Here is a 12,379-nt window from a genome sequence, read left to right on the forward strand (position 1 = left end):
ACTGCCGTCCCCAACGGCATCCGGCAGGATGCGGCCCTCCGCCTCAAGGACGCCCTGAGTGAGGTTGAGGTCCTTGCCGAGCTGCGGAAGCTCGCGGCGAAGAACAAGACGGCCGTCCAGATGATCGGCCAGGGCTACTACGACACCGTCACCCCGGCCGTGATCCGGCGGAACATCCTCGAGGCCCCGGCCTGGTACACGGCCTACACCCCGTACCAGCCCGAAATTTCCCAGGGCCGGCTCGAAGCGCTCCTGAACTTCCAGACCATGGTCCAGGATCTGGTGGGCCTGCCGATCGCGAACGCGTCGCTGCTCGATGAAGCCACCGCCGTGGCAGAGGCCGTGCTGATGATGCGCCGCGCGAACAAGAACAAAGAAGCCCGCGACGGCAGGACCGTCCTCGATGCGGACTGCCTGCCGCAGACCATCGCGATCGTGAAGGGCCGCGCCGAGGCCCTCGGGTTCGAGGTGGAGGTCGCCGACCTCTCCAAGGGCCTGCCCGACGGCGTTATCAACGGTGTTGTGCTGCAGCAGCCTGGTGTTTCCGGCCGGGTCTTCAACCACGCCGACGTGATCGCGGCTGCCAAGGAGCGCGGCGCGCTGGTCACGGTCGCCGCCGACCTGCTGGCGCTGACGCTGATCACCCCTCCGGGGGAGCAGGGCGCGGACATCGCCGTGGGTTCGACCCAGCGTTTTGGTGTGCCGTTGTTCTTCGGCGGCCCGCACGCCGCGTACATGGCCGTAGCCAAGGGTCTCGAGCGTTCCATGCCGGGCCGCCTCGTCGGGGTCTCCAAGGACGACGCCGGAACCCCCGCGTACCGCCTGGCGCTGCAGACCCGTGAGCAGCACATCCGCCGCGAGAAGGCCACGTCCAACATCTGCACCGCGCAGGCACTGCTGGCCATCGTTTCCTCGTTCTACGCCGTCTACCACGGCCCCGACGGCCTCAAGGCAATCGCGGAGACCACCCACAGCCACGCTGCAACCATCGCCGCGTCCCTGAAGGCGGCCGGCCTGGACGTCCTGCACACAAGCTTCTTCGATACCGTCACGGTTTCCGTGCCCGGCAAGGCTGCGGCCATTGTTGCCGCCGCCGAAGCACACGGCATCAACCTGCGCCACATCGACGGCGACACCGTCGGCGTTTCCGCCGATGAAACCACCACCCCGGCCATTGTTGCCGGTGTGCTGGAAGCCTTTGGTGCCGCGGCGGTGGACGCGGCCGCCGGGACTGACACTGAGTTCGCGCTGGATGCCGCCGTCGAGCGTTCCTCCGGTTACCTGCAGCACCCGGTGTTCAACACGCACCGTTCCGAGACCCAGCTGCTGCGCTACATCCGCAGGCTCAGCGACCGGGACCTCGCGCTGGACCGGACCATGATCCCGCTGGGTTCCTGCACCATGAAGCTGAACGCCACGGCGGAGATGGAGGCCATTTCCTGGCCGGAGTTCGCCTCGATCCACCCGTTCGCCCCGGACTCCCAGACCGTGGGCTGGCGCGAACTCATCGGCGATCTCGAAGACCAGCTCACCGAGATTACGGGCTACGATCAGGTCTCGCTGCAGCCGAACGCCGGGTCGCAGGGTGAGCTCGCGGGCCTGCTGGCCATCCGCGGCTATCACCACTCCCGCGGAGACCAGCAGCGCAATGTCTGCCTGATCCCGGCGTCGGCCCACGGCACCAACGCCGCCTCGGCTGTCCTGGCCGGCATGAAGGTGGTTGTTGTCGCGACGGCTCCTGACGGCAGCATCGACCACGCTGACCTTGACGCCAAGATCGAGGCGAACAAGGATGTCCTCTCGGCGATCATGATCACCTACCCGTCCACGCATGGTGTGTACGACGCCGATGTCCGTGAGGTGTGCGATTCAGTGCACGCCGCGGGCGGCCAGGTGTATGTGGACGGTGCCAACCTCAACGCGCTCGTTGGCTTGGCGCAGCCGGGCAAGTTCGGCGGCGACGTCTCGCACCTGAACCTGCACAAGACGTTCTGCATCCCGCACGGCGGCGGCGGACCGGGCGTTGGCCCGGTCGCGGCCAAGGCGCACCTGGCACCCTTCATGCCGGGCAACGCGGCCACCTGGACCGAAGGCAACGACGTCCCGATCTCCGCATCACGGTTCGGTTCCGCCGGTGTCCTGCCGATCTCCTGGGCGTATGTGAAGCTGATGGGCGCCGAGGGCCTGACCGAGGCCACGAAGTCGGCGCTGCTCGCGGCGAACTACGTTGCGGCACGGCTGAACGAGTACTTCCCGGTCCTCTACACGGGCGAAGGCGGACTCGTTGCACACGAGTGCATCCTGGACCTGCGCGATCTGACGGCGAAGACCGGCGTCACCGCGGAAGACGTGGCCAAGCGCCTGATCGATTACGGGTTCCACGCCCCCACCCTGGCGTTCCCGGTTGCGGGCACGCTGATGGTGGAACCGACGGAGTCCGAGGACCTGGTGGAGATCGACCGGTTCATCGACGCGATGATCACCATCCGCCAGGAAATCGACCAGGTGGCCAACGGCGACTTCACCGTGGAGAACAGCCCGCTGCGCCACGCACCCCACACCGCGTCCGCCGTCGTATCTTCCGACTGGAACCGCGAGTACCCGCGTGAGCAGGCCGCCTTCCCGGTCCACCACCTCAAGCAGGACAAGTACTTCCCGCCCGTCGGCCGCATCGACGGCGCAGCAGGGGACCGCAACCTGATCTGCTCCTGCCCGCCGCTGTCGGAGTTCGAAGACTAGGCCCGCCGGCTTCCCGCACCCCAGGGGCTAGTTATTAAGCGCGGCCCAGAGGTTGAGGGACGACGCGAACACAACCCAGGTGATGTAGGGCAGGAGAAGTATCCCGGCGGCCCGGCTGATCGGGCCGAAGCGGACCACCGTGACAGTGACCGCCCCGATCAGCCCAAGGATGACTGCAAAAGCCAGCCACAGGGCGGCCGTGCCGAGCAACGGATACAGGCTGAAAAAGGTGGGTGTCCACAGCAGGTTGAGGCACAACTGGATTCCGTAGCTGACCAGCGCGGGCCGCGACTCCGGGGTGTGGCGGCGCCAGACCAGCCAGGCGGCCACCGCCATGGCAGTGTAAAGAGCTGTCCACACTGGACCGAACAACCAATTCGGTGGTGACCAGGGGGCTTTGTCAGCGCCCACGTACCAGCCGTTCACGTTGTTGACAGTGGCAAAAGCACCCAGCCAGGCGACTACGGCGGAACTTGCCAAGAAGAGCATGAGCGCAAGCACCTCCGCGCGGCGGCGGTGCTTCCTGCCGGGACTTCCAGGCCCAGGGACGGACTTCTTCGGGACCAACTCCATGGGTCAACCCTTGCGGCGCGCCGCCCGCGAGTCAAGGCGCTCCGCGGTCCTGTCTGGACTGCCCCCACCCGATCAGGCTTTAGACTTGTGGCTACATGTCCGCACGTAACTACGAGTACAGAACCGCGCACAAACCCCTGAGATTGGACACGGCCCCCTTGCGAGAATTCACCGCCCGCTTTGCCACAGCGGAGGAAATTGAGAACTGGGACAAGCACGTCACGGCCAACCCGAACGGCGGCAACATGCTGCAGTCCGCTGCCTATGCGTCCGTGAAGAACGGCAGCGGCTGGACCGCCCGCTTCCTGGTCCTGGAGTCTGCCGGGACCGCCAGCTACAACCTGGTGCTGGAGAAGAAATTCCCGGTGCTGGGCCGCCTGTGGTACCTGATCAAAGGTCCGGACCTGGGTGCCGTCGAGGACCTGAAGCCGGCCCTGGACGCGTGCGCTGCATTCGCCCGGAGCCGGAAACTCAATGTCTTCACCATCAAGATTGAACCGGACATCGTGAGCACCCCGGAAGCCCGGGCACAGCTCGCCGCCGCCGGCCTGGTGAAGGCCCCGAATATCCAGTCCAACGACTCCACGGCGCTCCTGGACATCGCGGCACCTGAGAACCAGGTGTTTCGGTCCATCTCCTCCCGCGCCCGCAACGCGATCCGCCGGGCAGAACGCGAAGGCTGCGCCGTGGTGCAGCAGGAGCCAGGCCCGGAAACGTACCGGGCGCTGTATGACCTGATGGCAGATACGGTGAACGCCAAGGGTTCCATGCCGTTGCGCAGCCTCGAGTACTACACCCAGTTCTGGGACGAATTCTGCACGCGCGGACAGGGCAGCTTCTTCTTCGTTTACGAAGACGGCAAACCCAGCGTGGGCGCCTTTGTGATCAACTACGGATCCAAGGCAACCTACAAGGACGGCGGCTCCACCCAGAACAGGAAGCAGTACGGCGATTCGCACCTGGTCCAGTGGCAGGCCATCCGGAGAATGCAGGAACTCGGCTGCACCGAGTACGACTTCTGCGGCACGCCGCCCTCTGGCCTGATCAAGGACAAGACCCACCACCTGTACGGCATGGGAATGTTCAAAACGAGCTTCACCAAGACGGTGACGGACTTCGTCGGTTGCTACGACCACGTGCTGTCGCCCGTCAGGCACACCCTGTGGGTCAAGGGCGCGGAACGGGTCTTCCGCCGGCTTGAAACCGCACGCACCGGCCAGCAGTTCTACTGACCGCCCACCAGCCACTCTCACCATCCACACCACGAAGGCCAGCGCCTGCCCCAGTCGGCAGCCCAGCCATAGATGAGGTTATTTCCGTGAATCCAACCAAGGCCGGAGCCGGACTCGAGCTCAGCGTCCTCAGCGATGCCGAGTTTGAGTCCTTCTCCCTCAAGCATCCGCAAAACAACTTCATCCAGTCCGCTGACTTCACCCGTTTCCAGCGCGCCCGCGGTCAGTCAGTGGAACTGTTCGGTGTAAGGCGCGACGGCGACCTGGTCGCCGCCGGGAAACTGAACTTCACCACCAACCGCTGGGGCTACAAGGTGTGCGAGTGCGCCAAGGGCCCCCTCCTGGACTACACGGACGCCGCACTGGTGCGCGACGTCGTCGGACTTCTCAAGGAACGCGCCACGGAACGCAAGGCCGCCGAACTCCGGATTTCCCCGAACCTGACGTACATCGCCCGCGATGCCGACGGCGCCGAACACCCCGAGATCGTGGACAACAGGCCGCTCGTGGCGGAACTGGCGGGCCTTGGTTTTGAACACCAGGGCTCCGACATGAACTTCGCCAACGTGAACTGGATGTTCATCAAGCAGCTCGACGGCATCGCGGACGCCGAGGAGCTCATCATGGGTACCAGCTACCGGACACGGAAGGCCATCCGGAAGGCTGAAAAGAACGGTGTGTTCCTGGAGCAGGCCACGTTGGAGACCCTTGACGAGTTCTACGACGCGCTGAGCACAGCCGGGGACGAGAAGGGTTTCTTCTACCGCGAACGCGAATACTACGAACAGCTCCTGCGGACCACCTCGGCCGAGTTCACCAAACTTATGATGGCCAAGATCGACATCCCCGCGTACCGGAAGTCCATCACCGAACGCCTGGAAGCGGAATCCGCGTCCGCAGCCGAACTCCGCCGTGAAGTCGAAGAGACCGGCAGCAAGAAGAAAGCCAACCGGCTCAAAGTTGTCCAGGACCTCGTGGACAGCTACGAGCGCAGCCTCAAGGACATCGAGCGGTTCCCGGACTCGGTGGGTGTGGCTACAGTGGCCGCCATCCACTTCGTCTGCTTCGGCGACGAGGTGGTCTGCGTTATCGGCGGAACCAAGCAGGACTACATCTACTTCAACGGCGCCACGTCCCTGTACTGGGGAATGATGCTGCATGGGCTGGACAAGGGCTACTCGCGCTACAACTTCTACGGCACCTTCGGCATCCAGGGACAGGACGAAGAAGGCCACGGCGGCTACGAGTTCAAGAAGGGCTTCGGCGGCGACGTGGTCCAGCTTTTGGGTGACTTCGTGATGCCGGTGCGGCCGGCAGCCTTCCAGACCAACCGCCTGGTCCGCGCGGCCATCGCGGCGGCGCGCACCCTGCTGGGCAAACTGCCACTGAAGCGCCAGGCCTAACACCAAACCACGAACTGCCAGAAAGGGAGGAGCACCAAGGTGAACGATCGACCTGAAAACCCAAGGCGCAGGCCTCCCACCGACGGCCTGCCCAAAACAGAGCCGCTCACCCCCTCCCAGCTCCGCCAGGATGCCGCGGCCAAGCGGATGCTGCGGCGCCTGGTGCGGGGGGAGAACCCGCCGACGGCGCCACTGAGCATTGTGGACAGGCTCGCCGGAAGCCCCTACGCCAACCCCATGATCCAGGTGGGAGGCGTGGACACGTCCGCACGCAAGACCCTGGACTTTTCCCTGCACCTGGCCGAGACCATGTTCCGGTACGGGGCCGGCGCCCTGGAAGTGGAGACGAGCATTATTGCCGTCACCGCGGCGCTGGGGCTGAAAAACATCGAAGTGGACATCACCAACCAGTCGGTGGCCATTAACTATGCGCCCAAGGACCAGACGCCCATCGCGCTGCTTCGGGTGGTGCGGTCATGGACAAACAACTATGCCGGGCTGGCCAAAGTACACCGGCTGGTGACGGACATCGTGGCCGGGGGAGTGGGCCGCGATGAGGCGATCCGCCGGCTGGACGAGGCCATCACCAGCCCCAAACCGTTTCCACGCTGGATGGTCACTGTTGCCTTCGGCGTGTTCGCCGCAGTCTTTGTGGGCGTACTCGGCGGAGGTCTGGTCTCCTCGGGCATCGCCTTTGTTGCCAACATCGGCGTCAGCCTGCTCGCCCGCCAGTTGGGCCGGTGGAGGGTTCCGGACTTCTTCACGACGGCGGCATGCTCCTTCGGCGTTACGCTCACCGCGTTGCTGCTGTGGCGCTTTGACCTCACTAACGCACCGGCGATTGTGGTGGTGGGCGGCATCCTCCTGCTCCTGCCCACCGGACGCCTCGTATCCTCGGTCCAGGACGCCATCAACGGGTTCCCCGTGACCGCCGCGGGCCGGTTCCTGTCCACCCTGCTGACGTTCGGCGCGATTGTGGCCGGGATCGCGGTGGCCTTTGTGATCGGTTCGATGACCGGGATGCAGCCGATTAGCGTCACGGAGACGTTCCCGCCTGCCTACGACCTCTGGGTCCTGGTGATCCTTATCGCCGTGGCAGTGATGGCCATCGGCGTGACGGAGCAGACCTCGTGGGAACTGCTGCTGCCCACCGCAGCCGTGGGCGTGGTGGGCTATTTTGTACTGCTTGGCGCTGCTTCCCTGGGCGTCGGTGACCGGTTTTCCCCGGCGGTCGCGGCCGTTGTGATTGGACTATTGGCGCGGGTGGTGGCGCTGAAAATGGGCGCTCCCCAGCTGGTGGTGGCCGTCCCGGCGGCCCTGATCCTGCTGCCTGGACTGACCATCTTCCGCTCGATGTATGTGCTGACCATCGAGGAATCCGAAGTCCTGCTGGGAGCTGGCGGCATGCTCAACGCCGGCGCGATCGTCCTGGGCACGGCCGCCGGCATTGTCCTCGGCGACACCCTGGCCCGGCCGTTGACACGCAGCCTGGCCAGCAACGAACGCCGCCGCGCCCGCCGCCGCTAGCCGCGTGTCGCCGTCGGAAAATCCCGGTCAGATCTTCCCGACGGGCAGTTTCTTCTCGGCCTGGAAGTCGTCCTCCACCCGGCCCTGGGCCCAGTAGCCGGACAGCGAAACCTGGCTCCGTTCCAGGCCGCGCTGGACGAAAAACACGTCCCGCAGCCGCTTCATGTAGCCGCGCTCGCCATGGGCAAAAACGTCAACGCGGCCAGTGGGCCATTCGGCGTCGGCCACCGCTGAGACGAGGAGGTCCCCGGCGCCGGCCGGCGCGCCCTGGCGGCGTAGCCAGGTCACCTTAACGCCCGCCGGGGACGCAAGGGGCTGGATGTCGGCGTCGCTGTCCACCTCGATAAACGCCAGGCCGGCCGCTTCAGCCGGCAACGATTCGATGGCAGCGGCGATCGCAGGAAGTGCGGCTTCATCGCCGGCAAAGAGGTACCAGTCAGCGTCAGACGCCGGGTTGTAGGCGCCGCCCGGGCCGGTGAAGGTGAAGGCGTCCCCGGGCTTGGCGGCAGCCGCCCAAGGGCCGGCCAGCCCTTCGTCGCCGTGGATCACAAAGTCGATGGCGAGTTCCTGGGCCTCGGTGTCCACCCAGCGGACCGTGTAGGTGCGGGTGAAGGGCCACTGCTCGCGGGGCATGGTTTCGCGGATGGTCCACAGGTCCAGGGGCTGGGCATAGTCAACGCCGGGCTGCGGGAAGACGATTTTGACGTAGCGGTCCACGAAGGTGTTGTTCACGTAGGCGGCAAAGCCTTCGCCGCCGGCCACGATCCTGACCATGTGTGGCGAGAGTTCTTCCCGTCGAATGACAGTGAGATCGATCTGCGGACGTGTATTTTTCGTGGCGTTGGTGGCGGCCGGAAGAGTGCTCATAAGGCAAGCCTAAGCTAAGGGACTGGAGGGAGTTCCCAGGTTACGCCAGGGCATCCCTGGTCCTGCAGCAGTTGGTTGATGGTGCTGAAGGGCCGGGAGCCGAAGAATCCGCGCGACGCCGACAACGGGCTGGGGTGGGCGCTGGACACGACCGCCGCCCCGGGCAGGAGGGGCCGGACGCTCTCCGCGTCCTTGCCCCACAGCACCGCCACCAGCGGCGACGGCCCGCCGTCGGAAGTGCGCCGGCTGGCCACCGCGGTGACTGCCGCCGTCGTGATGGCCTCCCAGCCTTTGCCCCGGTGGGAGCCGGCTGCCCCGGCGCGGACGCTCATGACCCGGTTAAGCAGCAGGACCCCCTGGCTGGCCCAGGCGGACAGGTCGCCGTGGACGCGCGCCGGAAGGCCGAGGTCGGACTCCAGCTCACGGTAGATATTCGCCAGGCTCCGCGGGATGGGGCGGGTCCGCCCGTCAACGGCAAAGGACAGGCCGATCGCGTGGCCCGGCGTCGGGTAGGGGTCCTGGCCCACTACCAGGACCTTCACGCCGGCCAGCGGCTGCCGGAAGGCGCGCAGAACGTTCGACGGCGCCGGCAGCACCCGGTGCCCCGCCGCAACTTCGGTGGCCAGGAAGCCCAGGACGCCGCGCAGCTCACTCTCTACGGGGCTCAGCGCCTCCGCCCAGTCGGCAGCCATCAGCTCACTGAGCGGCAAGGCGGCCATCTCGGCAAAGCCAACGGCCTCCGCCGGGTCCGCCGTCAGTTCGAACAGCGCGTCAGATTCAAACACGCTCCCATTCTCGCAGGGTTGCCGGACGCTGCGGCCGGGGCGCAAATGACAATCGTGTTATTCACGCCGTAGCATGGGGAGGAGATTTTGTAACTTGACCGGTGATTCAGCGAGACCAGCGAAGGGGTGTGCCGTGGCGGAACCTGCTCGGGAACATATGCCGGAGCCGGAGGAGCGCGGTTCTTTGCTGGCTGACTTTACCCTCCGTGACTCCGCGTTGAGCGAGCGCGACCAGCAGATGCTGGCACTCGAGCGGCAGTGGTGGAAGTACGCCGGGGCCAAGGAACAGGCCATCAGGGAGCTGTTCGATCTGTCCGCAACGCACTACTACCAGCTGCTCAACGCCCTCATCGACACCGAGGCTGCACTTGCCCACGACCCCATGCTGGTCAAGAGATTGCGTAGACTACGTACGTCGCGTCACCGGGCACGCACTGCACGACGCCTGGGTTCCGACGCCTGACCACGCTCGTGCTGAGCCATCAGCAGCAATCAACAAGGACGTCTCCCCATCATGACCAAATACGCTCGGGATGAATTCGACAAGGTTCCGGAGTCCGCCTCACGGCAAGGCGTCCACCGTGCGGCCTCGGCGCCTGCCCGCCGCAAGCTGTGGCCCATCCTCGCGGTGGGGATTGTGGCATTGGCCATTGGAGTGGTGTCCTTCCTGATCCTTCCCAAGCTCGGGTTCACCCAGGCCGGCAGTGATGCCTCCACCAGCCTGGAATCGGCCGCGGCCCCCGAGGCAAGCGCGGCACCGTCGGCCACCGCTGAAGCCTCCACGGACCCGAAGCCCTCTAACAGCCCTGACGCCGAGCCCAGCGCTTCGCCCAGTAACATTCCCTCCGCGGTTGTGCTGGACAAGACCCAGGGCGTGGCCATCTACAACGCCGCCGGTAAGGCCGGGCTCGCCGGACGCATCAGCTCTATGGTCCAGGCCGATGGCTGGACGCTGGGCCAGGTGGGGAACTGGGGCGGCGCTCCGCAGCAGACATCCGCAATCTTCTATTCAGGACCGGCGCAGAAGGCCAACGCCGAAGCACTCTCCGAACTCCTGAACATCCCTACCCTGGTGGAGAGCCAGGACTTCCAGGTGCCGTTGGTTGTTGTCCTGGGGCCGGGCTACCAGTAGCGTCTCGCGGTCACGCCTGAGTAACTTTTGGGCACCGGAGCGGCCGTGTGGTTCGGCCCGCCGGATGGCTTGTCGCTAGAGTGATTTCAGGCTTCGGTCCGTAACAAGCGGCACACTTCCGACGGGGACCGACGGCACGACGGAAAAGAGTGGACATCATGGCATTGGGAACGGTTAAGTGGTTCAACGCCGAAAAGGGCTACGGCTTTATTACGGTGGACGGCTCCGGGGACGATGTCTTTGTGCACTGGTCGGCCATTGAGGGCGAAGGTTACCGGGCGCTGGATGAGGGACAGCGCGTGGAGCTTGAAGTCGGTGAAGGCGAGAAGGGCCCGCAGGCAGAAAACGTCCGGCCCGCGCAGTGATCTCCCGCAGCTTGCGTTCAACAATCGTCCGCACAATCACAGGGGCGGGCCTCCTGCTGGCACTGGCTGGCTGTGCCGGAGCCGGCGGCAATGCCCGCGTTGAATCCGCTGAAGCATCCGGTGACGGCACGCTGCGGATCGGGCTGATCCAGGACAGCACAGGGAAGCAGGCCTTCCTCAACGACTCGCAGCTTGCCGCGGCCCAACTTGCAATCAAGGAAATCAATGCGGCCGGCGGCCACAAGGGCAGGCCTGTGGATCTGGTGGTAGGCGCCGGTGATGGCGCCGACGCGCAGGCCAGGAATCTGGCCTCAGCCAAGGTTGACGCGGTCATTGGACCCACGGATTCGAGTCACGCCACCGCTGCCATCGACGTCCTCTCGGCCGCCCGGGTCCCGCTCGTCTCGCCTGCAAACTCCGCTGCCGGCCTGTCCCGCTACAAGAGCGGCGGCTATTACTTCAGGACCGCCGCGGCGGACGTTGCCCAGGCATCGGTGCTGGTGAAGCTGGCCAAGGACGGCGGCGCCAAGAGCCTTGCCGTGGTCCACCAGGACTCTGGCTACGGAAAGGACGTAGCTGCCGCGGTGGCCGGCGCCGCCAAGAACGCCGGCCTGGAAACTGTCTCAACCACCGCCTTCAAGCCCGGCGACGCCGGGAACGCCGCAGCTGCAGCCAAGGCCGCCACTCCTGATGCTGTGGTGCTGATCGCCAGGGACGACGCCCAGGGCGCCATCGCAGAGCTCAATAACGCGGGACTTTCGGGCAAGAGCATCATCCTGAGCGACGGCGCCTTCGCCCAGTACGGTTCGGGACTTGGATCCAAGGCGCTCGACGGCGCGCGTGCAGTGGTGCCGGGCCTGTTGCCGTCTGCGGACTTCCAGGCCCGTCTTGTGTCGGTCAACCCTGCCCTGAAAGACCTTTCGTTCGCCGCGGAGACCTACGACGCCGTGAACCTGGCGGTCCTGGCGGCAGCGAAGGCTGACGACGATGCCGGCCGCTCCATCGCCGCCAACCTGATCGCCGTCTCCGGCGGGACAGCAGGCGGGCAGGCCGCCGCGCAGGCCTCGGGCCCGGCCACCAAGCCGTGCCTGTCCTACACTGGCTGCCTCGCGGTCCTGAAGACCGGGGCAGGCATTAATTACGACGGCGAATCGGGGCCAGTTGCCTTCGACGCCAACGGTGACATCACCACGGCCAACTACATGGTGTTCACCTACGGCGCAGACAACAGGGCAGTTCTCAGCGGCCATGAGGCGGCAGGCCGGGCCGCAGGCTGATCGCCGATGGCGAACGGGCCTCCCTGACAGGGCGATTTGGGGGACCTTTCGCTTGCACTCTCACCTAGGGAGTGCTAATTATTGAGTTAGCACTCCTACGTACCGACTGCTAAAGCAACGTCCGGTTTGTCCGGCATCGAGGCTTGGCGGCGGTCGTGGAGCGAGAGAAATACCTAGCTGGAGTGAGATCCCCAGCCGCGGCATACAGAGGCCGCCGGTGAAGGATCGTCCGTCGCGGGCACTGCAGTGAGGTTCATTCTTAACGACTGTCCCGAAAGGACTACTGCCGTTATGGCCAAGATCATTGCATTTGATGAAGAGGCACGCCGCGGTCTTGAGCGGGGCCTGAACATCCTCGCCGACGCCGTCAAGGTCACCCTCGGCCCGCGTGGACGCAACGTCGTCCTCGAAAAGAAGTGGGGCGCCCCCACGATCACCAACGATGGTGTTTCCATCGCCAAGGAGATCGAGCTGGACGA

Annotated in this window: 12 protein-coding genes; 9 read left to right on the forward strand and 3 right to left on the reverse strand. The window is 65.5% G+C overall.

Features of this window, described 5'->3' with window-relative positions:
• Positions 1-2,739: aminomethyl-transferring glycine dehydrogenase (gene gcvP, locus V6M49_RS01270; protein WP_332759612.1), on the forward strand; the 2,739-nt coding region annotated here is incomplete at its 5' end.
• Positions 2,740-2,766: 27 nt separating this feature from the next.
• Here gcvP and V6M49_RS01275 read toward each other — a convergent pair.
• Positions 2,767-3,312 carry a TspO/MBR family protein gene (locus V6M49_RS01275; protein ID WP_332759613.1) on the reverse strand — a complete coding sequence of 182 codons (546 nt, stop codon included), beginning with the start codon at positions 3,310-3,312 and terminating at the stop codon, positions 2,767-2,769.
• 158 nt (positions 3,313-3,470) lie between these two features.
• Between V6M49_RS01275 and V6M49_RS01280 the strand changes: the two genes are divergently transcribed.
• The 3 genes from V6M49_RS01280 to V6M49_RS01290 all read left to right on the forward strand — a co-directional run bounded on the left by V6M49_RS01280 (position 3,471) and on the right by V6M49_RS01290 (position 7,474).
• Positions 3,471-4,544 carry a lipid II:glycine glycyltransferase FemX gene (locus V6M49_RS01280; protein WP_246848711.1) on the forward strand — a complete coding sequence of 358 codons (1,074 nt, stop codon included), beginning with the start codon at positions 3,471-3,473 and terminating at the stop codon, positions 4,542-4,544.
• Between the two features lie 86 nt (positions 4,545-4,630).
• Entirely contained in the window at positions 4,631-5,947 is a 1,317-nt protein-coding gene (locus V6M49_RS01285) for a peptidoglycan bridge formation glycyltransferase FemA/FemB family protein (RefSeq protein WP_332759617.1), read from the forward strand.
• Between the two features lie 39 nt (positions 5,948-5,986).
• A complete protein-coding gene (locus tag V6M49_RS01290; RefSeq protein ID WP_332759619.1) occupies positions 5,987-7,474 on the forward strand; it encodes a threonine/serine ThrE exporter family protein in 1,488 nt (495 codons plus the stop codon).
• 27 nt (positions 7,475-7,501) lie between these two features.
• Here V6M49_RS01290 and V6M49_RS01295 read toward each other — a convergent pair whose 3' ends face one another.
• The gene (locus V6M49_RS01295) at positions 7,502-8,341 is read right to left on the reverse strand and encodes a siderophore-interacting protein (RefSeq protein WP_141139549.1); all 840 of its coding nucleotides are present in this window, start codon (positions 8,339-8,341) and stop codon (positions 7,502-7,504) included.
• A gap of 14 nt (positions 8,342-8,355) precedes the next feature.
• Complete coding sequence (locus tag V6M49_RS01300; RefSeq protein WP_332759620.1) at positions 8,356-9,126, reverse strand: uracil-DNA glycosylase; 771 nt, start codon at positions 9,124-9,126, stop codon at positions 8,356-8,358.
• 133 nt (positions 9,127-9,259) lie between these two features.
• Here V6M49_RS01300 and V6M49_RS01305 point away from each other — a divergent pair, with 133 nt between their 5' ends.
• From V6M49_RS01305 to V6M49_RS01325, 5 genes are all read left to right on the forward strand, one after another.
• Entirely contained in the window at positions 9,260-9,589 is a 330-nt protein-coding gene (locus V6M49_RS01305) for a DUF3263 domain-containing protein (protein ID WP_332759621.1), read from the forward strand.
• A gap of 51 nt (positions 9,590-9,640) precedes the next feature.
• On the forward strand, positions 9,641-10,258 hold the full coding sequence (locus V6M49_RS01310) for a LytR C-terminal domain-containing protein (protein ID WP_141139550.1): 618 nt from the start codon (positions 9,641-9,643) through the stop codon (positions 10,256-10,258).
• Positions 10,259-10,416: 158 nt separating this feature from the next.
• Entirely contained in the window at positions 10,417-10,623 is a 207-nt protein-coding gene (locus V6M49_RS01315; protein WP_141139551.1) for a cold-shock protein, read from the forward strand.
• 11 nt (positions 10,624-10,634) lie between these two features.
• On the forward strand, positions 10,635-11,900 hold the full coding sequence (locus V6M49_RS01320) for an ABC transporter substrate-binding protein (RefSeq protein WP_332759625.1): 1,266 nt from the start codon (positions 10,635-10,637) through the stop codon (positions 11,898-11,900).
• 291 nt (positions 11,901-12,191) lie between these two features.
• Positions 12,192-12,379, forward strand: a 188-nt coding sequence (locus V6M49_RS01325) for a TCP-1/cpn60 chaperonin family protein (RefSeq protein ID WP_332759626.1), incomplete at its 3' end; no start/stop codon positions are given.

This window comes from Pseudarthrobacter sp., from assembly GCF_036675385.1.
Classification (GTDB): Bacteria; Actinomycetota; Actinomycetes; order Actinomycetales; family Micrococcaceae; genus Arthrobacter.

Coding starts and splice junctions, on each gene's coding strand:
- V6M49_RS01310 (WP_141139550.1), top strand. CDS start 9,641: ATGACCAAATACGCTCGGGATGAATTCGACAAGGTTCCGGAGTCCGCC.
- V6M49_RS01295 (WP_141139549.1), bottom strand. CDS start 8,341: ATGAGCACTCTTCCGGCCGCCACCAACGCCACGAAAAATACACGTCCG.
- V6M49_RS01275 (WP_332759613.1), bottom strand. CDS start 3,312: ATGGAGTTGGTCCCGAAGAAGTCCGTCCCTGGGCCTGGAAGTCCCGGC.
- V6M49_RS01315 (WP_141139551.1), top strand. CDS start 10,417: ATGGCATTGGGAACGGTTAAGTGGTTCAACGCCGAAAAGGGCTACGGC.